The organism is Solirubrobacter soli DSM 22325 (genome assembly GCF_000423665.1).
Taxonomy (GTDB): Bacteria; Actinomycetota; Thermoleophilia; order Solirubrobacterales; family Solirubrobacteraceae; genus Solirubrobacter; species Solirubrobacter soli.
Map to the genome: position 1 here is coordinate 297,345 of NZ_AUIK01000009.1, position 23,503 is coordinate 320,847.

Consider the following 23,503-nt stretch of genomic DNA (forward strand, 5'->3'; position numbering starts at 1 on the left):
ATCTGGACCGCGAAGCCCTCCCCGGAGAACGTTTGACGCGGTCTCCTGCCTGACGTTCCTCGTCACGCAGGAGGTCGCATGTCGCAGGTCATTGCCGCACCAGCCGCCGTCGCCGCGGGCCCGCCCCAGCACGGCACCCTCGCCAAGGACGCCCTCGGGTTGCCCGCGGTGCTGTTCTGCATCGTCACCGGAGCGGCCCCGCTCGCCGCGATGATGTTCAACGTCCCGGTCGCGGTGTCGGGCGGCGGCTACGCGGTCCCGGCGGCGTTCCTGGTCGCCACGATCGCGTTGACGATCTTCTCGACCGGCTACATCGAGATGTCGCAGCGGGTCACGTCGACCGGCGGCTTCTACACGTTCATCTCGCGTGGCCTCGGCAACGTGCTCGGCCTTGGGTCCGGGATCCTGATCGCGCTCTGTTACGTGATCTTCGCGGCGGCGGTGACCGGCGTGCTGGGCTACTTCGCGTCGACCACGATCGACGACTGGTTCGGCGTCAACCTGCCCGCGTACGTCTACATGTTCGGCGCGCTGGCGCTGATGACGGGCTTCGCGTGGTTCCACATCGAGCTGACCGCGCGGATCCTCGGCGTCGCGCTGATCGCCGAGGTGCTGGCGCTGGTGGCGATGTGCATCGGGATCATCGCCACCGGCGGCCCTGACGGCTACAGCGCGGCGCCGCTGAACCCGGCCAACATCTTCGACAACGACGCGGCGCTGAAGGTGTTCGGCGCGGCGGCGGCCGGCGTCGCGCTGTTCGGCGCGTTCTGGTCGTGGGTCGGCTTCGAGATGGCGCCCAACTACGCGGAGGAGTCGCGCGAGCCGCACCGGATCGCCAAGGCCGCGACCTACGGCAGCGTGATCGGCCTCGGGCTCTTCTACATCTTCGTCTCGTACATGTTCGTCACCGGCTGGGGCCTGACCGGCTCCGCCCAGGCCGTGGCCGACCAGTTCGAGGGCAAGTACGCCTCGGCCTTCTACCCGCTGACGGACAAGTACGTGGGCAGCGGGCTGACGACGATCCTCCAGCTGCTGATCGTCACCAGCTCGTTCGCGTGCGCGATGGCCTTCTACAACACCGGCGCCCGGTACCTGTTCGCGCTCGCCCGCGAAGGCGTGCTCCCCCGCGCGCTCGGTCGGACGCACGCCAAGCGCCACGGCCCGGTCGTCGCGGCGATGGTCGTGACCGCGATCGTCGGCCTCTACATGCTCGGCTTCGTGATCATGGACTCGTCCACGGAGGCGGCGCTGCTCAAGCTCGGGACATGGACGCCGCTGCTCGGCGTGCTCGGCATCCTCGCCGTCCAGGGCATCTGCTCGGTGGCGATCATCCGCTTCTTCCTGACCGAGGCGCGCGACGGCTTCCACTGGTTCAAGACGCTCGTCGCCCCGGTCATCGGCGCGCTCGCGATGGCGGGCGCCTGCTACCTGCTGATCGCCAACCGCGCCGTGCTCTCCGGCGCCGGCGACTCGCTCTTCATCAAGGCGATCCCGTTCGTGGTGCTGGCGGTCTTCGTCGCGGGCATGGCGCTCGCGCTGGTGCTGCCGAAGACGACCTACGCGAAGATCGGCCGCTTCAGCCGGGAGGAGATCCCCGCATGAGCACGACCCCGGCAACCGTCCGCCTCGGCACCGACCTTTCGATTTCGGGGATTCCGGGGGTGGCACGGTGAGCACGCTCGACGCACCGCCCGTCCTGCACCCGCTCGAACCGCTCTCCCCCGATGAGATCAGCGCGGCCTCCTCGATCCTGAAGGCCGAGAAGGCCCTCAACGGCACCGCCCGGTTCGTCTTCATCTCGCTCCACGAGCCGCCGAAGGCGTCGGTGCAAGCCGGCGAGGCCGTCCCGCGCGAGGCGTTCGTCGTGCTCTACGAGAAGGCCGAGCGCAAGACCTACGAGGCCGTCGTATCGCTGACGGACGAGGCCGTCGTCTCGTTCACCCACATCGAGGGCGTCCAGCCGCCGGTGACCTTCGAGGAGTTCATGGCCTGCGAGGCGGTCGTGCAGGCGAACCCCGACTGGCAGGCGGCGATGCGCCTGCGCGGGGTGACCGACTTCAGCCTCGCGATGATCGACCCCTGGGCCGCGGGCTACTCCGGCCCGGAGGACGATCCGGCCGCCCGCCGGATCGTCCGCCCGCTGACGTGGCTGCGCGCCGCGCCCGGCGAGCACGGGTACGCGCGGCCGATCGAGGGCCTGGTCGTCGTCGTCGACCTCGACGCGATGGAGGTGGTCGAGGTCGCCGACCACGGCGTCGTCTCGCTCCCCACCAGCTCGGGCAACTACGACCCGGAGGGCATCACCGCGGCGGACAACGTCCCGTCCTTCGCAGCGCCGCGGGCGGACCTGAAGCCGATCGAGATCACCCAGCCCGAGGGCGCCTCCTTCGTGGTCGAGGGCCACGGCGTCGCCTGGCAGAAATGGAACGTGCGGGTCGGCTTCACGCCGCGCGAGGGGCTCGTCCTGCACGAGATCGCCTACGACGGGCGGCCGATCGTCTACCGCGCGTCGCTGGCGGAGATGTACGTCCCCTACGGCGATCCCGCGCCCACCCACCGCTTCAAGAACGTCTTCGACCAGGGCGAGTACGGCGTCGGCTGGCTGGCCAACCCGCTCACGCTCGGCTGCGACTGCGTCGGCGAGATCCACTACTTCGACGGCGTCGTCAACGACCAGGACGGCGGGCCGATGACGATCCCGAACGCCGTGTGCATGCACGAGGAGGACTACGGGATCGGCTGGAAGCACACCGACTTCCGCACGGAGGAGGTCGAGGTGCGGCGGCTGCGGCGGCTCGTGATCTCCAGCATCGCCACCGTCGGCAACTACGAGTACGGGTACTTCTGGTACCTCTACACCGACGGCTCGATCGAGTACGAGGTCAAGCTCACGGGCGTGATCTCGACCGGCGCGGTCGAGCCGGGCACCAAGCCCAAGCACGGCACGCTCGTCGCCCCGGGCCTGTACGGCCCGCACCATCAGCACTTCTTCTGCGTGCGGCTGGACATGGCGGTCGACGGCAACGCGAACACGGTCGTGCAGGTCGACTCCGAGCCGCTCCCGTGGGGGCCGGAGAACCCGACCGGGACGGCGTGGGTGACCAAGCGGACGCCGCTCACGAGCGAGTCGCACGCCACGGGCAAGATCGACCCGCTGCGCGGGCGCTTCTGGCGGATCGAGAACCCGAACGAGGTCTCGGCGCTCGGCGACCCCGTCGCCTACAAGCTCGTCCCCGGCGAGAACGTCGCGCCGATGTACGCGCCGGACTCGCGCTTCGCCAACCGGGCGGGGTTCACGCGGGAGCACGTGTGGGTGACGGCGTACGACCCGGCCGAGCGCTTCGCGGCCGGTGACTACCCCAACCAGCACCCGGGCGGCGACGGCGTCGCGCGCTACGTCGAGGCCGACCGGCCGACCGAGAACACGGACGTCGTGCTCTGGTACACGTTCGGCGCCCACCACGTGGTCCGCCCGGAGGACTGGCCGGTGATGCCGGTCACCCACATCGGCTTCAAGCTCAAGCCCGCCGGCTTCTTCGCCGGCAACCCGGCGCTCGACATGCCGCGATCAGCGCCGAAGCACCACTGTCACTGCGAGTAGAAGCGCGTCTCCTCGACACCCAACGGCGTCACCGGGTCGTCCCCGTACATCCATTCGCGGGCGATCCGGTGCCAGTTGGCGGTGGCGCGCAGCTGGCCGAGCACGGCGAGCGTGAGCATCTCGACGCGACGGCCGAAGATGTGGTCGGCCGGGAGCGTCTCGTGGCGCATCTGGCCGAAGTGCTCGGAGCGGGGGTCCGACATGTCGATCATCACCTGCGTCGCGATCTCCGGCTCGAGCGTCAGCGTCTCGTCGGTCAGGTACCACCAGGTCGCGTCCAGGAACTGTGAGAGCAGCTTGTCCGGCCGGAACCTGTCCGGCTGCTTGAGCAGCCCGCCCTCGGCCCAGATCTCCCACAGTCGCTGCGCGTCGCCCTCGTGGCCGGCGCGCTGGGTCTCGAGCTCGAGCTCGATCAGGTTGCGCGGCATGACCTTGAACAGCCCGAAGTCCAGGAACGCGACACGGCCGTCGGCCATCAGCAGGAAGTTCCCGGGGTGCGGATCGCCGCTGAACTGCCGGTGGCGGTACATGCAGCCGAAGTAGAAGCGGAAGACGATCTCGCCGACCCGGTCGCGCGTGGCCTGATCGGCCTCCTTGACGCTGTCGAAGCCGGCGCCGGCCACGAAGTCGCTCACCATCACCTTCTCGCGCGAGAGGCTGGTCACCACGTCGGGGACCACGATGAACGGGTGGCGCCTGAAGATCCGCGCCAGCGCGCGCTGATTCTGCGCCTCGAGCTCGTAGTCGAGCTCGTCGTAGATGCGGGCGCGGATCTCGTCGGCCGTGTTCTTGACGTCCAGCCCGGGCGCGATCCGCTTCATCAGCCGCAGGATGATCCCGAGGTTCTGCATGTCCGCCCGCACCGCGGCGGCGACGCCTGGGTACTGGACCTTGACCGCCACCACCCGCCCGTCGTGCAGCCGCGCGCGGTAGACCTGCCCGATCGACGCCGCCGCGATCGGCTCCTCGTCGAACTCCGCGAACGTCTCCCCCAACTTCTCGTCCAGCTCGGACTCGATCACCTTGCGCATGTCGTCGAAGCGCACCTTCGGCGCCGCGTCGCGCAGCGCGCCCAGCTTGCGCTGGAACTCCTCGCGGTGCTCCTCCGGGACCAGCCCGACGTCGAGGAAGCTCATCACCTGCCCGAGCTTCATCGCCGCGCCCTTCATCGTCCCCAGCGCCGTGACGATCTGCTCGGCGGCCTCCAGGTGGCGCCGCTCCAACGCCGCGCTGCGCCCCTCCTCGGAGCGGGCGAGGTTGGTCGCGTGGGTGCCGAGCTGGCGTGCCGCCTGACCGGCGGCGAGGCTCGACACCCGCGCGGTGCGGGCGATCCGCGAGGTGGGGATGCGGTCCTTGGCCACTAAGGCGTCGGCGTCGGCACAGGCGTGCCCTCCGTCGAGGGTGCCGGGGTCGGCGAGGCCTGCAGCGGCGAGATGGTCGCGGTGGGCGTCGCGCTCGCGGTGGCCGTGGCGGTCGGCGTCGCGCTCTCGGTCGCGCTCGGCGTGGGCGTCTCGGTGCCCTCTTCGGTGGCGGTGGGCGTGGCCGTCGGCGTCGCGGTCGCCTTGCTCGACTTCCCGCCCAGGAGGCCGGTCGAGCGGTGCGTGTTGCCGATCTGATGGCCGAACACCGCAAGCTCGGAGGCCGTCACGACGGCCGCGCCGATCACGGCGGCGAGCAGGCCGGTGACGATCGCGAGCCGCCACGGGAAGCGGCGGCCCGGCTTCTCGTCCTCATACAGACCGAAGGGGTCGTCGCGGCGCGGCGGGAGCTGCTCCGGGCCGTCGCCGCGGGCGCCGACGCCTGTCGGCTGCGGGGAGCGCACCGCCGCGCCCGTGGCGGAGCGGCGCGTCACGCGCGGTGCGGCCGCCGTGATCACCTTGGCAGGGCGATTGAGCGCCTCCGAGACGATCGCGACGATGATCGGGGTGATGGCGGTGGCGATCAGCGAGCCTCGTTCCCAGAACATCGGGACGACGATGGCGGCCGCAACGGCCGCGAGGCTCGAGATCACGAGGGTCTGGACCGAGAGCGTGCTCGGCCCTTTCGGTTCCGTCTCGCGACTCACCCCACCGACGTTAGCGCTCGACCCGCGAGCCGGGAACGATGTCGTCGCGGCCGTCGGGCCAGCGCACCCACGCCTTGTGGCCGCCGTCGTAGTCTGGGCCCCAGAGCACCAGCGTCGCGGGCTCGCCGAGCGCGGTGCACTTCTCGTCGCCCTCGGGATCCAGGCCCCGCCAGATGCGCACGAACGGGTTGTTCTCGAGCTCGTCCGCGACCGTGCTGGGGTCGGTGTGGCCGGGACGGATGACCGTCTCGCCGGGCAGCGTGAGGATCACGTCCATGATCGAGCGCTTGATGTCGCCGAAGTTCGTCGAGCCGGGCGCGCGGACGCCGCCGACCGAGCCCTTGAAGAGCGTGTCGCCGGTGAAGAGCTCCTTGTCGTCGACCAGCAGGTTGAGCATGCCGGCGGTGTGGCCGGGCGTGTGCAGGGCCTTGACCGTCAACCCGCCGATCTCGAGCTCGTCGCCGGGGTTCAGGTCGCCGGTCGTGCCGGGGACGCGCTCCTCGGGGTGGGCGAGCACGGCGGCGGCGGGCCAGTGCGCGATGGCGTCGCCGAGCGCGTCGATGTGATCCCCGTGGTGGTGGGTGAGGAGGATGTGAGTCACGGTGAGGTTGTCCTCGGCCGCCTTGGCCAGGAGCGGGTCCAGCGGGCCGCCGGCGTCGACCAGGAAGGCGTCGCTGTTCGGCCCGGCGGCGACGAGGTACGTGTTGGTCAGCCAGCCATCACTCATTGAGCGCTCGACGATCATGGCCATGACGGTACCCTCGCGGCGTCATGGAACTCATCCATACCTGTTACCGGATCGGTGAGATCGACCGCTCCGTCGCCTTCTATGAGGCGCTCGGATTCGAGGAGCGCCGCCGGATGCCGATCCGCGAAGAGGCGATCAACGTGTTCATGGGCCTGCCGGGCGACGGCGACCGGCTCGAGCTGACCTACAACCACGGCGTCGATTCGTACGAGCTCGGCACCGGGTACAACCACATCGCTTTGACCGTCGACGACATCGAGGCCACGCTGGCGCGGCTCGGCGAGCAGGGCATCGAGCCCGAGAAGCCGCCGTACCGCGTGCGCGAGGGCGGCTCGCTGATCGCGTTCGTTCGCGATCCGGACGGCTACCGCATCGAATTGATCGAGAAGCACGCTTAGCCATGGCCGAGTCTCGGCTCGCCGTCATCGACTGCGGGTCGAACTCGTTCCGGCTGGTCGTCTTCACCTACACCGACTCGTGGTGGAAGCGCACGGACGAGATCCACGAGTCCGTGCGCGTGGGTGAGGGGCTGGACGCGACCGGGGAGCTCGGCGAGGCGCCGATGGAGCGCGCGCTCGAGACGCTGGAGCTCTACGCGCACTTCTGCAAGGCGACCGGGATCGACCAGGTCCGCGCGGTCGGCACGTCGGCGATCCGCGACGCGGTCAATCAGAAGGCGTTCCTGAAGGCCGCCAAGAAGCGCACCGGGCTCGACCTCGAGGTGCTCTCGGGCGAGCAGGAGGCGCACTACGGCTACCTGGCGGCCGTCAACACCACGACGCTCTCCCAGGGCGTCGTGCTCGACCTCGGCGGCGGCTCGATGCAGCTCACGCGCGTCGAGGGCCGCGAGACGATCGACGGGCGCTCGTGGCCGCTGGGGGCCGTCCGGATGACGGAACGCTTCATGCCCGACGGCGGCAAGGCCAAGCGCAAGCAGATGAAGGCGCTTCGCGATCACGTCGCGAAGGAGATCGACCACGCGTCGTGGGTGGACGAGGGCGGGCGGCTGACCGGCATCGGCGGCACGGTCCGCAACCTCGCCGCGGCCGCGCAGCTCGCCGCCGGGCTGCCGTCCTACGGGATCCAGGGCTACCGCATCACGCGCGACGCGCTCGGCGAGCTGATCGACACCTTCGCCGAGCTGCCGCCCGAGGAACGCGGCGACGTCCCCGGCATCAAGCTCGCGCGGGCGGACCTGATCCTGGCCGGCGCGCTGGTGATCGACACCGTCATGGAGTGCGGCGGCTTCGGGATGATCGAGGCGACCGACGCCGGTCTGCGCGAGGGCGTGTTCTTCGAGACGCTGCTCGGCGACCCGCCGCTGGTCGCCGACGTCCGCAAGGCCACCGTGCGCAACCTCGCCGCGCAATACGACGCCGACTTCCCCCATGTCGAGCACGTCGCGACGCTCGCGCTCGAGCTCTGGGACGCGCTCGCCGCCGCCGGGCTGCACCGCGGCGACCCGAAGGAGCGCGAGTTGCTGTGGGCGACCGCGATGCTCCACGACATCGGCACCGCGGTCGACTACGACGACCACCACAAGCACTCGCGCTACCTGATCCTGAGCGCCGGCATGCCGGGCTACTCGCCGCGGGAGATGGCGTTGATCGGCCAGGCCGCTCGCTACCACCGCAAGGGCAACCCCGTGCTGGGGGAGTTCGGGGCGCTCGCGCGGCCGGGCGACGAGGAGCTGTTGAACCGGATCGCCGCAGCCGTGCGGATCGCCGAGCAGCTCGAACGCTCACGTGACCAGGCCGTCTCGGCCTGCCACGTGGAGGTCACGAACGGCCGCGTCCAGCTGCACCTGCGCGCCATCGAGGACGTCACGATCGCCCGCTGGGCGACCGAGCGTCAGGGCGACGTCTTCCGCAAGGCGTTCGGGCGCGAGCTGAGCGTCAGCTGACCGCGCTTGGAGAGCTCGTAGCCGATCTCGAGGGAGATCGTGAGGCCGAGCTCCTTGAGCTTGCGGACGTCGCGCTTGAACGGCGCGGTCTCGCGGCCGAACTCGATGGCGAGGTCCGGCGCGCGCTTTCCCGGGTTGTCCGCGATCGCCTGCAGGTACTCGTACGTCCATTCGCCCATCCGGTCGAGCTTCGCGAACACCGCGTCGTCGGGCGGGAGCTCGCGCAGCGCGATCCGCGGGTCCGGCCCCGCGAGGTGCAGCGCGATGCGGTACAGGTCGCCCTCGCGGCCCGCGAACGAGTCGAGGAGGTGCTGGGCGTCGCGGTACCCCGCCGCCCGCGCGTCCTTGTTCGTCGGCCTCTTCACGCGATCGATCGCGGTCAGCTCGATCACGCCGATCCGCGTGCGCTGCGTGCCGCCGACCACCGCGCGCGGCTTCGTCCAGCGCCGGAACGCGAGCGTGATGCGCCCCGCCTCGATCCCCTCCAGATCGGCGGGCCGGAACAACATAAAGGGGTCAGGCCCCTTTAAGTTCGCGGAAGCGGGCGGTGAAGCCCGGGCCCTTCGGGGCGGCGCACATCGGTCCGCTCATGCACGGCCCGCCGGGGAACGGGGCCAGCCGCACCGGCTGCGGACCGCAGGAGATCTGGACGCTGTCGTGGTCGCGGACCGCGCTGATCTCGTACCAGCCGTCGGCGTCCGGCTCCGGCGCGGGCTGCTGGGACCAGTCGCTCACGCCGTTGGTCACGACGACGGAGAGCCACAGCTGCCCGTCGAGCTCCAGCCCGCACTTGATCCAGTGCTCGGCGTCGGCGTAGAGCATCAGCCCGGCCTGGTCGTATTGGTCCTTGAAGTCGCCCTTGAAGCGCAGCGCGAGCTGGCCCGTGTCGGCGAAGTGGCCGTTGTCGTGCACGAACCCGTAGTGGGTCGTACGCCAGAAGTCGGTGTCGTGCTCAGCGACCACGGTCAGGTCAGACGCGTCGCCCGACCACTCCCGTGGTTCGTTGAGCCACTTCATCTAAACCTCTTGGATCTGCAGCAGCGAGGTCGTTCCCGGCTTGCCGCTCGGCAGGCCGGCGGTGATGCCGACGCGGTCGCCCGGCTTGCACCAGCCGAGCTCGACGACGCGCTTGGCGGCGGCCGCGATCAGTTCCTCGGTGACCTCGTAACGGCGCATCGAGGCGGCCTGGACGCCCCACATCAGCCCGCAGCGGCGGACGGTCTCGCGACCCGGGGAGAGCGCGTAGATCGGCACCGTGGGGCGGTGGGCGGAGATCAGGCGGGCGGAGCGACCTGACAGCGTCGGGCAGACGAGCGCGGCGAGGTTGAGCTCGTGCGCGGCGCGGGTCGCCGTGTAGGCCAGCGTGTACGCCGGGTCGCGGCGGTCGCGGCGCACCCGCCGCTCGTTCCACTCGCGATACGGCGCGGTCTGCTCGGTGCGCTTGGCGATCGAGGCGAGCATCGCGACCGACTCGACCGGCCACGCGCCGACCGCGCTCTCCTGCGAGAGCATCACGGCGTCGGTGCCGTCGAGGATCGCGTTGGCGACGTCGGTGACCTCGGCGCGGGTGGGGCGCGAGGAGGCGACCATCGAGTCGAGCATCTGCGTGGCGGTGATCACCGGGCGGGCGAGCGCGCCCGAGAGCCCGATGATCTGCTTCTGCACGATCGGCACTTCCTCGATCGGCAGCTCGATGCCGAGGTCGCCGCGGGCGACCATCACGCAGTCGGCGGCGCGCACGATCTCCTCCGCGCGCTGGACCGCCTGCGGCTTCTCGATCTTCGCCACCAGCGGCAGCCGCGTGTGCTTGCGCAGCTGGACGATCTCCTCGGCGCGCCGGACGAAGCTCAGCGCGACGATGTCGACCCCGATCCGCTCGCCGGTGCGCACGTGCTCGAGGTCCTCCTCGGGCACCGCGGGCAGCGCCGCGGTCTCGCCCGGGATGTTCAGGCCCTGGCGCGAGGAGACGGCGCCGCCGATCTCGACCACCGCGTCGATCTCGCCGGAGTCAGGACGGACGGCGTTGACCTTCAGGCGCACGGCGCCGTCGGCGAGGTACATGATCTCGCCGGCGTCGACGGTCGAGGCCAGGCCGGCGTAGGTGATGAACAGCCGCGAGGCGTCGCCCTCACCGCCGTTGGTCCCGCAGACGAAGGTGGTCGTGTCGCCGGGCTTGAACTCCACGACGCCGTCGCGGAGCTTGCCGATCCGGAGCTTGGGCCCCGGGAGGTCCTGCAGGATCGCGACCTGGCGGCCGGCGCGACCGGCGGCGTCGCGGACCCGGCGCGCGGTTTCCGCGTGCTCGTCCGCGCTGCCGTGGGAGAAGTTCAACCGGGCGACGTCCATCCCGGCCTCGACCATGCGGACGAGGACCTCCGGGTCCCGCGACGCGGGCCCGATGGTGGCGACAATCTTCGTGCGGCGCTGCATCAGCGCCGCACGTTATAGAGCGCTAGCTCCCGACCACGTATTGCGGGAGCGTGAATGTCTGGTACAGCGTCGGATAGTTCGCGCTGTAGCGCACCCGGCTGCGGAACCGGAACGTGTAGACCCGGTCCGTGCGCGGGGCGTTGAGCGTGACCTTGAAGGCGCCGCTGGACGACGGCTTGACGCGCGCGACGACGCTCTCCTTCCCGCATGAGACCTGGCGGGTGACGGTGACGGTCTGGATCGGGGTCGCCAACGGGCGCGAGATGCGGCCGCTCAGGGTGACCTTGCGCCCGCCCGCCTTTCGGGTGCCGGTGACGATCATCCGCCGGTCGAGCTTGAGCGCCAGCGACTTCTCCTTGCCGATGTAGGCGCGGTAGCGGGCGGCGTTGGTGTGCCGCAGCGAGGCGGGCGGGAGCTTGACGTAGCTCGTGAACAGGCCGGACTTGGAGACCTTCAGCCGCGCCACGGCGCGCTTGTCCCACAGCGAGCGGATCGTGACCGCCCGGCCGGCGAAGCGGCGCGGATCGGCGGCGCCCTGCAGGAAGACGCGCCCGTTCTTGGAGACGACGTCGATCAGCGTCAGCTTGCGGGTCGTGCAGCCGGGGTTGGGGCTGAGGCCCAGGGCGGCCGCGGCGAGCGAGCCGCAGCTGACGCCGGTCGCGTCCACCGTCGCCTCGCCGATGACCGCGTTCAGGAGCTGCGTGCCCCCGACCTCGATGTCGACCGTCAGCGCCTGTCGCGTGAGCTTGTCGCCGCTACGGGACTGGGCGCCTGGCGTGGTGCGCACGCGGAGCGCGAGCGCCGGGATCTCGGCGTTGGGCAGCAGATCGAGGATCGGCTGGAGCGTCGCCTGCAGCACGGCGACGTCGACTCCCGCGGGCGCGACGACCTTCGCGAGGTCGATGTTCGACGGGTCGATCGACTGCGAGTCGAGCGTGAAGTCGCGGTCGACCGCGTCATTGGTCCCGAGCTTGGTGCCGAGAACCGACAGCTCGCCGATCTGCGAGGTGCCGACGAGGGCGGGCGAGCCGGCCTGGCAGCTCGCGCTCGCGTCGGCCGTCAGACCCTTGATGGAGAGCAGCGGGCCGGCGGGCGCGATCAGGGCGGCCAGCGCGGGCCGGATGTCGACCTTGCCGACGCCGGGGACGTCGAGGACGCCGCCGCCGGGCAGTGCCGAGAGCTCGGGGACCGGCAGGGCGGGCAGCGGGAGCGCGACGTCGAGCGCTCCGACGCCGGCGCTGGCGGTGGCGATCTGCGACAGCGGCTCGGTCCCGGTCACGTTCGTGCGGGCGTAGAGCGCGCCGCCGGTGAACGGCAACGGGGTCGCGGGAAGCGCGCCGCCGTTCTCGGTCGGCGCGCAGGCGGCCGCCCCGCGGTTGGCGGTGACCGGCTCCTGGGCGGGGGCGGTGGCGACGGTGAGGCGCAGCGCGCTCGCGTCGCACTGGAAAGCGGCGGCGTGCGCGGCAGAGGGGACGAGCACGGCGAGCAGGAGCGCGCCGAGGACGAGCGGGGCGGAGCGGTGCATGCGCGCATGAACGCCAACGCGTCAGAGAACTGGCGGTGACGCGCCCGGTTGCCTGCGATCCGGGTAGGCCAAGCCCATGGCCCACGCCGCATCCGCCCCAGCGCGCAACGTCCCCGACCAACCCACCGACCTCCCGAAGGAAGCCTTCCCGGCGATCCTCAAGCGCACGGTCAAGCAATTCTCGGAGGACCAGTTGCCGACGTGGGCGGCGGCGCTGACGTACTTCGGCGTGCTCTCGCTGTTCCCGATGCTGCTCGCGCTCGTGTCGCTGCTCGGGGTGATCGGCCCGTCGGCCACGCAGCCGCTGCTCGACAACCTCTCATCCGTCGCACCCGGGCCGGCCAAGGACATCCTCACCAACGTCCTCACCAGCCTCGAGTCCAACCAGGGGGGTTCGACGGTCGCACTGATCGTCGGCCTCGCCATCGCGATCTGGTCGGCCTCGGGGTACATCGGGGCCTTCATGGACGCGTCCAACAACGTCTGGGACGCGCCCGAGGGACGCCCGATCTGGAAGAAGATCCCGGTCCGCCTCGCTGTGACCGTGGTCCTCCTGATCCTCCTGACGGCGACCGCCCTCGCCGTCGTCTTCACCGGCCCCGTGGCGCAGAAGGCGGGCGACGTCATCGGCCTCGGCAGCACGTTCGTCAGCGTCTGGAACATCGCGAAGTGGCCGATCCTGCTGCTGATCGTCTCCTTCATGATCTCGCTGCTGTATTGGGCGTGCCCGAACGTCAAGCAGCCGGGCTTCCCGTGGGTGACGCCCGGCGGGCTGCTGGCGGTCGTGCTCTGGCTCGGCGCGTCGGCGCTGTTCGCGCTCTACGTCTCCAACTTCTCCTCCTACAACAAGACCTACGGCTCGCTCGGCGGCGTGATCGTGTTCCTCACCTGGCTGTGGATCACGAACATCATCGTGCTGCTCGGCGCCGAGCTGAACTCCGAGATGGAGCGCAGCCGCCAGATCCGCGCGGGCCATCCGCCTGACGAGGAGCCGTACCTGCCGCTGCGCGAAGAGCCGAAGGAGGCCTAACCGGCGCCCACGCCCAGCTTCGGCTGGGTCCGCGGCGGCGGCGCGTCCTTGAGCAGTTGCGGGACGCTGACGAGCGTGTAGTGGTGCCGGCGCAGGCCGAGCACGATGCGCGGCAGCGCCTCGATCGTCTGCGAGCGGTCGCCGCCCGCGTCGTGCAGGAGGACGATCGCGCCGGGCGTCGCGTCGGTCAGCACGCGGTTGACGATCGCGTCGACCCCGGGGCGCTCGTAGTCCTTGCTGTCGACGCTCCAGAGCACCATCGTCATGCCGCGCTCGCGCAGCAGGTCGAGCGTGGTCGCGTCGTAAGCGCCGTACGGCGGGCGGAAGAGCGTGGGACGCGGGTTGCCGGCGGCGGTCAGGATCGCCGTGTCGCCGTCGATCTCCTTGGCCTGGTCGGCGCGGCTGAGGCGGTCGAGGCGGCGGTGGTTGAGCGTGTGGACGCCGACGGTGACCAGCGGCTCGCGGCGGGTGACCTCCTCGGCGTCGGTGAAGTAGTGCTCGGTCCCACCGACCTGGAAGAACGTGCCGGGGGCGTGCAGCCGCTTGAGCGTGCGGACGACCTCGGCGGTGTACGGGCCAGGGCCGTCGTCGAACGTCAGCGCGATCTCGCGTTCGCGCTTGCCGGCGCGGGCGACGTAGGGGATGCGTGCGGTGCGCTCGGTGCGCGGGAAGATGCGGGGGCGCTTGAAGATCGCCAGCGCGGGCGCGGGGGCCGGCTCACCGCCGCTCCCGCTGGTGATCGCGACGATCCCGAGGGTGAGCACGGTCGCGAGCACCGCGGACGCGACGGCGCGTCGCCGCAGGTGTGCCTGCCGGCGGCGGCGGCGCCGGGCCACCAGGCTGTCCTGCGAGTGAGGCTTCATGGACGTCAACTCCAAGTTGCCTCATCGGGCCCGTTTTGTGACCCCTTGAACGCGATCTGTCAGGACCTACGGCTCGCGCACGACCCCCGGACCCGTAGGCCGACGAATCCCACTCGCCAGGAAATCCCACTCGCGAGGGAGCCAGCGGACTCGCGGCTCCAGCACCGCGATCGCTTGCGTCCGTGCATCGGCGTCACCGGCGGGGCAGCGTGACATTCCGCACCAGTTCGCTCGGCGCCGTGCCCGTGCTCGGCTTGAACGCGATCCGCAGCGTGAGCCTGCGCGCCTTGCCCGCCGCCTTCACCGACACCTTCACCTCGCCCGCGGCCGACACGGTCCGCGAAGCGGCGCCGACGCGCTTGCGCCCCGCGAACGCCCGCACCCGCAGCACGCCCGCCCCGGGCGCCGACGCGCGAACGGCGATCCGCCGCCGCCGGTCCGCCTTGGCGGCCAGCAGCTTGAACTCCGGCGCCGTCGTCGCCGTGGTCGGGGGCGGCGCCGACGCGACGCCGTCCGTGCCCTCGCACTGGTCGGACTTGAACACCGAGTCGCCGATGATGTCGTTCGCGTCGGCGACCACGGCGTCGGTGCCCGGCCCGCAGTTGATCTCCTCGCGATTGCCGTCGCGCGCCTCGATCCGGTCCTGCCCGCTCGCGCACGAGTAGGCGATGCAGGCGCCCACGTCGTCGCCCCAGAAGCGGTCGACGCCCTGCCCGCCGACGAGCACGTCGTCGCCGTCGTCGCCGCCGAGGATGTCCTGGCCGTCACCGCCGTCCAGACGATCGTTGCCCGTGCCGCCGGCGAGGTGGTCGTCGCTGCCGAGGCCGGTCAGCGTGTCGTCGCCCTCGCCGCCGTAGAGCACGTTGCGGTACGCGTTGCCGGTGAGGATGTCGGACCCGTGCCCGCCGATGATCCCGCCGATGTCGACCCCGATGTCGTCCCCCTCGCCGGGCGCGCCGTCGTTCGCGATCCCGTCATTGCTGAGTGAGAGGTTCTCGCTGCGGCCCTCGTAGGTGAGCCAGTCGCCTCCGCCGCCGCCGATGTACGTGTCCGCGCCGTGGGTGAGCTCCTCCTCCTCGCAGCTGCACGGGACGCCCTCGAGGTAGTCGTCGCCGGGGCCGCCGTCGAGGACGTCGTCGCCGTCCTGCCCCATCAGCGTGTCGGTGCCGACGCCGCCGCGCAGCACGTCGTTGCCGCCCTCGCCGAAGATCGGCGTGTCGTTGCCGTTGCCGGCGTCGACCGTGCTGGGCCCGTCCCAATCCCAGTAGGAGTCGTCGCGGTCGCCGAGGTCGGCGACGACGGAGGTCGGAAGCGGGCAGCGGGCGGTGTCGCCCGTGAACTGGTCGACGCTGGCCAGGAAGCACCCGCCGGCCACCGACGTGATGTGCGCGCCGCTGTCCCACACCTGCAGGCAGGGCGCCGCGATGGTGTCGCAGTTGGACTGGTAGGGCGTGACGGAGACGAGGACCTTGTTGGCCTCGCCTGGCGCGGCCGTGTAGGTCACGGTCGAGCCTGAGGAGGAGATCACAGCGGCACCGGCGGGGGAAGCGGGGAGGAGCGCCAGGGCCGCGACTGCGATGGGGAGGATTCGCATTCGCGGGACCGTCTGCGAATCACCTCAACGAAATCTGAACGGCGCGGTATGGTCGCGCCGTGGTGCTTGCGCTTTGTGGCGAGCTGCGCCTCGAGATCGACGGCGTGCGCCGCGAGCGGGAGCTCCCGGGGCGACTCGGCCGCATCCTGCTCGCCTATCTCGCGCTGAACCGCGACCGTGCGGTCACCCGCGACGAGCTGATCGACGCGCTCTGGCCCGACGAGGCGCCCGACAACCCCGGCGCGACGCTCAGCACGCTGCTCTCGGCGTTGCGGCGCGTGCTCGGACCGGACGCGATCCGAGGCCGCGGCGAGCTGCGGCTCGTGGTGCCGGGCCTCCGGGTCGACGTCGAGCAGACCGAGGACCTGGAGATGCTCGAGCGCGAGCTGCTTCCCGGGTTCGACGCGCCCTGGGCGGACGAGCGCCGGCGCGAGCTCGAGGTGCACCGGCTCGCCGCGCTCGAGGTGCTCGCGCGCGAGCCGGAGACCGCCTACGAGGCGAGCCGCCGCCTCGTCGCGCTCGCGCCCTACCGCGAATCCGGCTACGCGCTGCTGATGGCCGCACAGGAGGCGCAGGGGAACGTCGCCGAGGCGCTGCAGACCTTCGAGCGCCTGCGCACGCTGCTGCGCGACGAGCTCGGCACGGTCCCGTCGGCCGAGCTGCGCGCGGTCCACGCCCGCCTGCTCGCCCCCACGCCGGCGCTCCCGCCGGTGCTCGAGCGGATCGCCGCGCGCCGTTTCGTCGGCCGCGCCGAACTGCTCGCGCTGCTGCACGAGCGCCTCGCGCGCCGCGACCGACGCTTCCTGTTGATCGCCGGCGAACCCGGGATCGGCAAGACGAGCCTGATCGCCGCGTTCGCCCGCGGGGCGGGCGCGACGGTGCTCTACGGCCGCTCCGACGAGGACGGACTGACGCCGTACGGGCCGTTCGCGGAGCTGGTCGCGGAGGCGATGGATGACGCCGTCGGCAACGGCTTCGAGCGCTACCGGCTCTTCGAGGGCGTCGTCGCGCGGCTCGCGCGCCTGTCACCCCTGGTTGTCGCCTGCGACGACCTGCACTGGGCGGACCGGCCGACGCTCCAGCTCCTCCGCCACCTGGCGCGCGCGCCGGAGCCGCGGTCGCTGCTGCTCGTCGGCGCGTACCGGCCGGCGGAGGCGGGGCCCGGGCTGCGCGAGCTGATCGCCGACCTGCGCCGCGAGCACGTCTACGAGGAGCATGCGCTCGGCGGGCTCGACGCGGGCGAGGCCGCGGCGCTGCTGGAAGGGATGCGCCCGCCGCTGGTGCGCCGCCTGCACGAGCTGAGCGGCGGGAACCCGCTGTTCCTCGACGAGCTCCGGCGGGCGGGTGGGATCGAGGTGACGGAGGGGATCAAGGCGGTCGTCCTGCGGCGCGTCGCGCGGCTCGGGGAGCCGGCGCTCGAGGCGTTGACGCTCGCGGCCGTCGCCGGCGAGACGTTCACGAGCGCGCTCCTCGGCGACGCGGCGCTCGACGTCATCGACGCCGCGCTCGCCGACGGGCTGCTCGTGCCCGCCGACGCGCCCGACCGGCTCGCGTTCGCCCACGCCCTGATCCGCCAGACGCTCTACGAGAGCCTGAGCCCGCCGCGCCGCGTGCACATCCACCGGCTCGTGGCCGAGCGGCTGGAGACGCTTCCCCGCCGCGATCCCGCCGAGCTCGCCCACCACTACTTCCGCGCTCGTCATCTCTCCGGTCCCGAGCCGGTGATCCGCTACGCCCGCGAGGCCGCCGCGCGCGCCTCGGCCTCACTGGCGTGGGAGGACGAGGCGGCGCATCTGGAGCGCGCGCTCGAGGCCGAGCCGGCGGAGATCGCGGAGCGGATCGAGCTGCTGCTCGCGCTGGGAGAGGCGCGTATGAAGAGCGGCCTGACCGCGGGGCGTACGGCGTTCGCGGAGGCCGCGAAGCTCGCCCGCGGGCGCTCGCCCGAACAGCTCGCGCGTGCCGCGATCGGCTACCCCGGCCGCTACTACGAGGCCGGCGTGATCGACGCCGAGCTGATCGAGATGCTGCGCGAGGCGCTCGGCGGGCTGGACGACGGCGCGTTGCGCTGCCGTGTGCTCGCGCGCCTCGCCGAGGCCCTGCACTTCGCCGGCGAGCTCGACGCGGCGTTGCGTCTCTCCGAGGAGGCACTGGCGATGGCGCGGGCGCTCGGAGACGACGGCGTGCTCGCGACCGCGCTGACCGCGCGGGAGATCACGTTGCTGTTCGTCGCCCACGTCGATGAGCGGATCATGCTCGGCCGCGAGGTGCTCGCGCTGGCCGACCGCACGCACGATCCGGGGCTGGAGCTGCAGGCGCTGCACGCGCGGATCTTCGACCGGCTCACGCGCGGCGAGCTGCTCGGCGCGCGACAGGACCTCGCCCGCATGGAGTCGGTCGCCCGCGTGATGCGGGAGCCGCTCTACCTCCACTTCGCCGTCGGGTGGACGTGCGTGTTCGCGCAGTTCGACGGGCGCCTGGAGGACGCCGAGCGGCTCGCGCTGGAGTCCTACGAGTTGCGGCGCCGGCTCGAGACCCGTGACGCCGAGGCTGTGCTCGCCGCCCAGCTGTTCATGATCCGGCGCGCGCAGGGGCGGGTCGGCGAGCTCGGGCAGGCGGTGCTCGACGCCATCGAGCGGCACCCGGCGCTGGCGGTGTGGCGGACGGCGATCCCGCTGCTGCACCTCGCGGCGGGTGACGACGCGCGGGCGCGGGCCGCACTCGCCGCGATCGACCCGGACGCGATCCCGCGCGACTTCTTCTGGCTCACCGCGATGACGCTATTGAGCGAGGCGAGCGCCGCGCTGGCCGCGCCTGAACGCCTCTACGAGGCGCTCCTGCCCTACGAGTCACGGTGGATGCAGGTCGGCTACGCGGCGGGAGACGGCCCGGTGGCCCGCTCGCTCGGCCTGCTCGCCGCCGCCCGCGGGGAGACCGAGCGCGCCCGCGAGCACCTCGCCCGCGCGCTCGCCCTGAGCGCCGGCGCCCCCGCGTTCGAGGCCCGCGCCCGCGCCGATCTGTCACGGCTCGGGGAGCCCGCGCAACGATGAAGGTGTGAGGCGCAATGACCGCAAGCTGCTCAAGCGGATCGCCGCCGGGGACGACGTCGCCTTCGCGACGTTCTACCGCGCGCACCTGAACCCCGTCGTCGCGTTCTTCCGCCGGCGGGTGCCGGACGGTGAGCTGGCGTTCGACCTCGCGGCGGAGACGTTCGCGGTCGTCGCCGCGCGGGCGGACACCTTCGACGGCAGCGGCGAGCCGGTCGCCTGGCTGTACGGCATCGCCCGCAACAAGCTGCGCGAGTCGCTGCGGCGCGGACGGGTCGAGGACGAGGCGCGTCGCGCCCTCGGGCTGCCGGCGGTCGCGCTGGAGGACACGGATCTCGAGCGCGTCGAGGAACGCGCGGCGGCGGGCGGGCCGGCGCTCGATCGCGCCCTGGCTTCGCTCTCCGAGCCGATCCGCGCCGCGCTGCTCGCCCGCGTCGTCGACGAGCGCGACTACGACGAGATCGCGGCCCAGCTCGACTGCTCCGAGCAACTGGTGCGCCAACGCGTCCACCGCGGCCTGGCCCGGCTGCGCGCGGGCCTGGAGGGGGAACGATGAACGACGCCTTCGACGATCTCGAACGCGACCTTCGGGCTGCTGTGCGCGCGCGGCGTCGGCGGCGGGTGCCCACCGCTCCGCTGCTGGGGGCGCTCGTCGTGCTGGCGCTCGGCGGCGGCGGTGCGGTGGCGGCGACCCAGATCGGGGGCGACGCGCACGTCGAGCGTGACGGGACCACACTGGCCGAGCGCGCCGCGGAGGCCGTCAAGCGGGTTCCCGGTTGCCGGCCGGCCCACGGCCGTGTGGCGAACACGGGTCCGGTGCTGCCGGCGATCACGCGCGCCCTCCCCGCCCTTCGCGGAAGGGACATGACGCTCGCGATGGGCAGCGGGATCCACGTCCGCGTGCGGGTCCGCAACGGCCCGGGTCCGATCGCCAAGGCCGACCCGGGTGCGTGTCTGGACGCGCGGCGGGCCAAGGTGCGTGCGCTGTCCGCGGGCCGGCCCGTCGAGGTCCGGACCGCGGCCGAGCGCGCCGTCGTGAGGATGCGCGACACCGCGCCCGGGGTTCAGATGCTGTCGGTCGACGTCCGGCTGCCTCCCGGCGAGGGCGGTTTTGGCACCGGCTTCCGGCTGCGACCGGGCGACGCCGTTCCGACCGGGGTCATCGACACCAGCGGGCGCCTCTCGCTCGGCATCGCCGACCCGCGCGCGGTCCGGGTTCGCGTGGGCTCGCGCACGGCGCCCGTCGTCGACGGTCTCTACGTGCTCGCCGCGCGTGGCACGGTGACCGAGCTCGCGGCCGACGGCTCCGTCATACGCCGAACGTCAGCGTCCGGCCGCCGTACTTCTGGCCCATGACGATGTGCAGCTTGCGGGCGCGCAGGTCGTAGGCGGCCGACCAGCGGGTGATCGGCTGGCGGACCCGCCGCAGCAGCGCGATCGTCGAGGCCGGGGTGAGTCGCCCGCGGGCCGCGCCGAGCGCCTGTGCCGCGGTGCGGTAGCGGTGATCGGCGCCGCGGGCGCCGGTGAGGACGAAGTTCGTCATCGCCTGCCACGGACGGCGGCCGCGCTCGATCACCCGCGTCCGCCCGCCCACGTACTCGACGACCGCGCTCGCCCCGCCCGCGTCGGCGACGAGGTAGTGCAGGGGCGGGCCGCCGCTGAAGTCCGGCGAGGCCTCACGGAAGAGCTTCACCGCCTCGGCGACGTTCGCCGCACGGTCGAGCACCAGCCGCATCACGCCGAGCGAGCCGACGCGGCGCCCACGCCCCGGCTCCGCGTTCGGGACGGCCGCCATCGCGACCGCGAGGCCGCGCTCGTTCATCCCGTCGAACGGCAGCCGCGACGCGTCCTTCAGGCCCGCCGCGGAGATCCCGTCGAGGTGCTTTCGATCGAACCCGAGATACGAGATGTCGACCACCGAGACCGACCGGTAGGCGCCCGGCGGGCGATGGTGGAGCACCAGCGCGGGCTCGTCGTGGAAGTCGAAGTTGCGGCCCATGATCGGCTCCCCGCCCGCGCCGAAGAACACCGTGCAGGCCCAACCGGACGTGTCGACGGAGGCCTCGAGCGTCGGCGTCGGCGCGGTGTCGGTCAGCTCGTAGAGCGGGTAATCGTCGACCTTGCGCAGCTCAGGCGCCGGCGCCGCGGCGGTGCCGCCGCAACCGGCCAGCACCGCCGCGATGAGCACCCACCGCCACACGACCACCGATCGTCGCGCGGCCATGCGCCGCGCGAAAGGGCGGCTGCGCTCTCTCAGGTGCGGAACGATCCGTCGACGAGCAGCGGTTCGCCGTCGACCGACAGCGTCCCGCCCGCGCGGAGGTCGCAGATCAGGTCCCAGTGCACGACGGACTCGTTCGTTCCGCCGGTCTCCGGATAGGAGCGTCCGAGCGCGAGGTGCACGGTGCCGCCGATCTTCTCGTCGAACAGGATCGCGCCGATCGGGCGGTCGATGCCGAAGTTGGTGCCGATGCCGAGCTCGCCGAGGAAACGCGCGCCCGGGTCCGTCTCCAGGGTCGCCTGGAGATACGCGTCGCCGCGCTCGGCCTTCGCGTTCACCACGCGTCCCTCGCGGAACTCGAGCGTGACGTCCTCGACGACCACGCCGCGCGGCGCGGTCGGGATCGTGAAGCGCACGACGCCTTCCGCGGACGTCTCGTGCGGGCCGGTGAAGACCTCGCCGGAGGGCATGTTGCGCTTGCCGTCGGAGTTGACCCAGGTCCGGCCCTCGACGTTGAGCCGCAGGTCGGTGCCGGGGCCCTCGATGTGGATCTCGCGCCCCGGCGCCAGCCGCTCGATCAGCCCGGCCTGGAACGCGCGCAGCTCGCCCCACGCGGCGACCGGGTCGTCACGGTCCAGGAAGAGCGCCCGCTCGACGAACTCCTCGAGCTCCAACGTCCCCATCCCGGCCTGCTGGGCGGCGGCGGGGGTCGGCCACAGCGTGATCGCCCAGCGCTTGGTCATGCGGATCTCGCGCAGTGGTGCCTGCGCCCGCGCCCAGCGCGCCATCCGCGCCGGATCGACCGAGGCGAGCGCGTTGGCGTTGCCGGTGGCCTCGATCCGCAGGGTCGCGTCGATCTCGCGCAGCGCCGCGAGCTCCGCCGACGGGACGGAGTCCAGCTGCGTATCCGTGATCGCGCGCCAGAACTGCTCGGACTGGCCCGGAAGCGTCACGTCCAGCAGCGGCCACGCGCCGCGCTGGAGCACCGACCGCTGCAGCGCCAGCAGCAGCGGCGCCGCCAGCGTCGAGGACGCGATCGCGATCTGCTGCCCCTCCTGGACCTCGAGGCAGTAGTCGGTCAGCAGCGCAGCGAAACCCTCGACGTTCACGGTGCCTCCATGTCCGGGAAGTGCTCGGCGAGATGCTCACGCAGGACGCCGCGGATCCAGCGCCGCTCCTCGGCCGAAGCGAAGCGATAGCGCCCGAGCAGCTCCTTCTGGCGCGTGATCGGCTCCGCCCCCGAGATGTCCCAGCGCACGGCCAGGCGCTCGAACAGGAACTCGACCGCGCGCTGCCACGCGTCCTCCTGGGAGAGGATGTTCCCGCCCGCGACCTCGGCGTACTGGGCACGGGTGGCGGGCGTCAGCGCACCGCGCAGGACGAGCACCGAGCCGTGCTCGTCGCGGTACTCGGATTCAGGCGCGCGGATCTTCTCGCGGCGGCGGCCCTTCTTCGCCATCGCTGGGACGGTAGCGTCCCCGCCCGTGCGGGACCGCAAGCCCACCAGAACACGTGACCACGGCCGCGGCGAACGCGTGCTGTCCGGGATCTGGCGCCTGCGCCTGCCGCTCGAGCTGCCCAACGTCCCGCACTGCAACGCGTGGGCGCTGCGGGCGGGCGACGGGATCGTGCTCGTCGACACCGGCATGCACGACCGCGACTCGATGGGGAACCTCGAGCGTGCGCTCGGCGAGGCCGGCTTCAAGATCCGCGACATCAAGCTCGTGGTGATCACCCACGCCCACATCGACCACTGCGGGCAGGCGCCGCCGATCGCCCACCGCGCCGGCTGCGAGGTGTGGATGCACCCGAACTGGAAACTGCACGCCGAGCACCCGCCGGACCTCGACGAGACGATCGAGGTCGCGCTGCTCAGCGGCGTGCCGGAGGAGCCGCTCGAGCGCTGGGCCCAGAAGCGGCGCGGCCAGGGGACCGGCCAGGCCGGGACGCTCTCCAGCGACCGCGACCTCGTCCCCGGCGTCACGATCGAGACCGACGCCGGCGTCTGGAACGTGATCGAGACCCCCGGCCACGCACCGTCGCACGTCTGCCTGCACCAGCCCGAGCAGCGCCTGCTGATCTCCGGCGACCACCTGCTCGGCCGCGTGTCGCAGTACTTCGACATCGGCTACACGCCGGACCCGGTGGGGGAGTTCCTGCACTCGCTCGACGTCACCGAGGCGCTCGACGCCCGGCTCGCGCTCGCCGGCCACGCCCGGCCGTTCACCGAGGTCCCCGGCCACATCCAGGCCAACCGCGACCTGATCGCGCGCAACCTCGACGCCGTCCGCGCCTCGCTCGACGGCGGTGAGCGCACCGCGTACGAGACCGCGCGGGCCGTCTACGGGGAGCAGTTCACCGAGGAATTGGCCAGCTGGCAGATGACGATGACGACCGCCTGGCTGACCCATCTCGAGCGTCTCGGCGAGGTCGAGAAGACCGCCGGCGACGTCGAGCACTGGCACATCGCCTCATAAAC

At 72.0% G+C, this 23,503-nt stretch carries 21 protein-coding genes; 9 read left to right on the forward strand and 12 right to left on the reverse strand.

Annotation, left to right across the window (positions count from 1 at the left end; genetic code table 11):
* Positions 1 to 78: 78 nt before the first annotated feature.
* Together G569_RS46660 and G569_RS0108495 are read left to right on the forward strand one after the other, a co-directional pair.
* Positions 79 to 1,602 carry an APC family permease gene (locus tag G569_RS46660; RefSeq protein WP_053226050.1) on the forward strand — a complete coding sequence of 508 codons (1,524 nt, stop codon included), beginning with the start codon at positions 79 to 81 and terminating at the stop codon, positions 1,600 to 1,602.
* A gap of 67 nt (positions 1,603 to 1,669) precedes the next feature.
* A complete protein-coding gene (locus tag G569_RS0108495) occupies positions 1,670 to 3,601 on the forward strand; it encodes a primary-amine oxidase (RefSeq protein WP_028063099.1) in 1,932 nt (643 codons plus the stop codon).
* Here the strand turns inward: G569_RS0108495 and G569_RS0108500 are convergent.
* Genes G569_RS0108500 through G569_RS57525 form a run of 3 tightly spaced genes read right to left on the reverse strand, consistent with a single transcriptional unit; the run spans position 3,589 to position 6,411 of the window.
* The gene (locus G569_RS0108500) at positions 3,589 to 4,962 is read right to left on the reverse strand and encodes an ABC1 kinase family protein (protein ID WP_028063100.1); all 1,374 of its coding nucleotides are present in this window, start codon (positions 4,960 to 4,962) and stop codon (positions 3,589 to 3,591) included. The two genes, G569_RS0108495 and G569_RS0108500, sit on opposite strands and share 13 nt — an antisense overlap.
* Positions 4,962 to 5,666, reverse strand: a complete 705-nt coding sequence (locus tag G569_RS62355; protein WP_028063101.1) for a hypothetical protein — start codon at positions 5,664 to 5,666, stop codon at positions 4,962 to 4,964. The genes G569_RS0108500 and G569_RS62355 overlap by 1 nt, the downstream gene beginning before the upstream one ends.
* 10 nt (positions 5,667 to 5,676) lie before the next feature.
* Positions 5,677 to 6,411 (reverse strand): MBL fold metallo-hydrolase, encoded by a 735-nt coding sequence (locus G569_RS57525; protein WP_053226051.1) that lies wholly within the window; start codon positions 6,409 to 6,411, stop codon positions 5,677 to 5,679.
* A gap of 26 nt (positions 6,412 to 6,437) precedes the next feature.
* Here G569_RS57525 and G569_RS0108515 point away from each other — a divergent pair, with 26 nt between their 5' ends.
* Positions 6,438 to 6,812 (forward strand): VOC family protein, encoded by a 375-nt coding sequence (locus tag G569_RS0108515; RefSeq protein WP_028063102.1) that lies wholly within the window; start codon positions 6,438 to 6,440, stop codon positions 6,810 to 6,812.
* 2 nt (positions 6,813 to 6,814) lie between these two features.
* Positions 6,815 to 8,317: a Ppx/GppA phosphatase family protein gene (locus tag G569_RS0108520; RefSeq protein ID WP_028063103.1), complete on the forward strand. Its 1,503-nt coding sequence runs from the start codon at positions 6,815 to 6,817 to the stop codon at positions 8,315 to 8,317.
* Here G569_RS0108520 and G569_RS0108525 read toward each other — a convergent pair.
* The 4 genes from G569_RS0108525 to G569_RS0108540 are packed head-to-tail and all read right to left on the reverse strand — an operon-like array spanning position 8,266 to position 12,272.
* Entirely contained in the window at positions 8,266 to 8,826 is a 561-nt protein-coding gene (locus tag G569_RS0108525) for a hypothetical protein (RefSeq protein WP_028063104.1), read from the reverse strand. The two genes, G569_RS0108520 and G569_RS0108525, sit on opposite strands and share 52 nt — an antisense overlap.
* A 7-nt stretch (positions 8,827 to 8,833) precedes the next feature.
* Positions 8,834 to 9,334 (reverse strand): DUF1349 domain-containing protein, encoded by a 501-nt coding sequence (locus G569_RS0108530; RefSeq protein ID WP_028063105.1) that lies wholly within the window; start codon positions 9,332 to 9,334, stop codon positions 8,834 to 8,836.
* Positions 9,335 to 10,747, reverse strand: coding sequence for a pyruvate kinase (gene pyk / locus G569_RS0108535; RefSeq protein WP_028063106.1), 1,413 nt, complete (start codon positions 10,745 to 10,747; stop codon positions 9,335 to 9,337). It lies immediately after the preceding gene.
* Between the two features lie 22 nt (positions 10,748 to 10,769).
* Positions 10,770 to 12,272 carry a hypothetical protein gene (locus G569_RS0108540; RefSeq protein ID WP_028063107.1) on the reverse strand — a complete coding sequence of 501 codons (1,503 nt, stop codon included), beginning with the start codon at positions 12,270 to 12,272 and terminating at the stop codon, positions 10,770 to 10,772.
* 76 nt (positions 12,273 to 12,348) lie between these two features.
* Here G569_RS0108540 and G569_RS0108545 point away from each other — a divergent pair, with 76 nt between their 5' ends.
* Positions 12,349 to 13,302 carry a YihY/virulence factor BrkB family protein gene (locus tag G569_RS0108545; RefSeq protein WP_028063108.1) on the forward strand — a complete coding sequence of 318 codons (954 nt, stop codon included), beginning with the start codon at positions 12,349 to 12,351 and terminating at the stop codon, positions 13,300 to 13,302.
* On the opposite strand, the gene G569_RS57530 is transcribed toward G569_RS0108545, so the two are convergent.
* Both G569_RS57530 and G569_RS57535 read right to left on the reverse strand, forming a co-directional pair.
* Positions 13,299 to 14,165, reverse strand: coding sequence for a polysaccharide deacetylase family protein (locus G569_RS57530; RefSeq protein ID WP_157591905.1), 867 nt, complete (start codon positions 14,163 to 14,165; stop codon positions 13,299 to 13,301). The two genes, G569_RS0108545 and G569_RS57530, sit on opposite strands and share 4 nt — an antisense overlap.
* A 193-nt stretch (positions 14,166 to 14,358) precedes the next feature.
* Positions 14,359 to 15,759, reverse strand: a complete 1,401-nt coding sequence (locus G569_RS57535) for a calcium-binding protein (protein ID WP_157591906.1) — start codon at positions 15,757 to 15,759, stop codon at positions 14,359 to 14,361.
* Positions 15,760 to 15,818: 59 nt separating this feature from the next.
* Here G569_RS57535 and G569_RS0108560 point away from each other — a divergent pair, with 59 nt between their 5' ends.
* The 3 genes from G569_RS0108560 to G569_RS0108570 are packed head-to-tail and all read left to right on the forward strand — an operon-like array spanning position 15,819 to position 20,159.
* A complete protein-coding gene (locus G569_RS0108560) occupies positions 15,819 to 18,806 on the forward strand; it encodes an ATP-binding protein (RefSeq protein WP_028063109.1) in 2,988 nt (995 codons plus the stop codon).
* Positions 18,807 to 18,810: 4 nt separating this feature from the next.
* Positions 18,811 to 19,359 carry an RNA polymerase sigma factor gene (locus G569_RS46680; protein WP_053226054.1) on the forward strand — a complete coding sequence of 183 codons (549 nt, stop codon included), beginning with the start codon at positions 18,811 to 18,813 and terminating at the stop codon, positions 19,357 to 19,359.
* Complete coding sequence (locus tag G569_RS0108570) at positions 19,356 to 20,159, forward strand: hypothetical protein (protein WP_157591907.1); 804 nt, start codon at positions 19,356 to 19,358, stop codon at positions 20,157 to 20,159. The genes G569_RS46680 and G569_RS0108570 overlap by 4 nt, the downstream gene beginning before the upstream one ends.
* On the opposite strand, the gene G569_RS46685 is transcribed toward G569_RS0108570, so the two are convergent.
* From G569_RS46685 to G569_RS62360, 3 genes are read right to left on the reverse strand one after another with little or no spacing between them, the layout of a single operon-like run.
* Positions 20,113 to 21,027: a carcinine hydrolase/isopenicillin-N N-acyltransferase family protein gene (locus G569_RS46685; protein ID WP_064750292.1), complete on the reverse strand. Its 915-nt coding sequence runs from the start codon at positions 21,025 to 21,027 to the stop codon at positions 20,113 to 20,115. The genes G569_RS0108570 and G569_RS46685 overlap by 47 nt on opposite strands.
* Before the next feature lie 29 nt (positions 21,028 to 21,056).
* Positions 21,057 to 22,133: an aminopeptidase gene (locus G569_RS0108580; protein ID WP_028063111.1), complete on the reverse strand. Its 1,077-nt coding sequence runs from the start codon at positions 22,131 to 22,133 to the stop codon at positions 21,057 to 21,059.
* Positions 22,130 to 22,483 (reverse strand): hypothetical protein, encoded by a 354-nt coding sequence (locus G569_RS62360; protein WP_028063112.1) that lies wholly within the window; start codon positions 22,481 to 22,483, stop codon positions 22,130 to 22,132. Before G569_RS62360 ends, G569_RS0108580 begins: the two co-directional genes overlap by 4 nt.
* A gap of 25 nt (positions 22,484 to 22,508) precedes the next feature.
* Between G569_RS62360 and G569_RS0108590 the strand changes: the two genes are divergently transcribed.
* Positions 22,509 to 23,501, forward strand: coding sequence for an MBL fold metallo-hydrolase (locus G569_RS0108590; RefSeq protein ID WP_028063113.1), 993 nt, complete (start codon positions 22,509 to 22,511; stop codon positions 23,499 to 23,501).
* Positions 23,502 to 23,503: the final 2 nt, after the last annotated feature.

What these genes read in the sequence shown, in the direction of transcription:
- G569_RS46660 (WP_053226050.1), top strand. Translation starts at nt 79, where the DNA reads ATGTCGCAGGTCATTGCCGCACCAGCCGCCGTCGCCGCGGGCCCGCCC.
- G569_RS57525 (WP_053226051.1), bottom strand. Translation starts at nt 6,411, where the DNA reads ATGATCGTCGAGCGCTCAATGAGTGATGGCTGGCTGACCAACACGTAC.
- G569_RS0108515 (WP_028063102.1), top strand. Translation starts at nt 6,438, where the DNA reads ATGGAACTCATCCATACCTGTTACCGGATCGGTGAGATCGACCGCTCC.
- G569_RS0108520 (WP_028063103.1), top strand. Translation starts at nt 6,815, where the DNA reads ATGGCCGAGTCTCGGCTCGCCGTCATCGACTGCGGGTCGAACTCGTTC.
- G569_RS0108525 (WP_028063104.1), bottom strand. Translation starts at nt 8,826, where the DNA reads ATGTTGTTCCGGCCCGCCGATCTGGAGGGGATCGAGGCGGGGCGCATC.
- G569_RS0108530 (WP_028063105.1), bottom strand. Translation starts at nt 9,334, where the DNA reads ATGAAGTGGCTCAACGAACCACGGGAGTGGTCGGGCGACGCGTCTGAC.
- pyk (WP_028063106.1), bottom strand. Translation starts at nt 10,747, where the DNA reads ATGCAGCGCCGCACGAAGATTGTCGCCACCATCGGGCCCGCGTCGCGG.
- G569_RS0108540 (WP_028063107.1), bottom strand. Translation starts at nt 12,272, where the DNA reads ATGCACCGCTCCGCCCCGCTCGTCCTCGGCGCGCTCCTGCTCGCCGTG.
- G569_RS0108545 (WP_028063108.1), top strand. Translation starts at nt 12,349, where the DNA reads ATGGCCCACGCCGCATCCGCCCCAGCGCGCAACGTCCCCGACCAACCC.
- G569_RS57530 (WP_157591905.1), bottom strand. Translation starts at nt 14,165, where the DNA reads ATGAAGCCTCACTCGCAGGACAGCCTGGTGGCCCGGCGCCGCCGCCGC.
- G569_RS57535 (WP_157591906.1), bottom strand. Translation starts at nt 15,759, where the DNA reads ATGCGAATCCTCCCCATCGCAGTCGCGGCCCTGGCGCTCCTCCCCGCT.
- G569_RS0108570 (WP_157591907.1), top strand. Translation starts at nt 19,356, where the DNA reads ATGAACGACGCCTTCGACGATCTCGAACGCGACCTTCGGGCTGCTGTG.
- G569_RS46685 (WP_064750292.1), bottom strand. Translation starts at nt 21,027, where the DNA reads ATGGCCGCGCGACGATCGGTGGTCGTGTGGCGGTGGGTGCTCATCGCG.
- G569_RS62360 (WP_028063112.1), bottom strand. Translation starts at nt 22,483, where the DNA reads ATGGCGAAGAAGGGCCGCCGCCGCGAGAAGATCCGCGCGCCTGAATCC.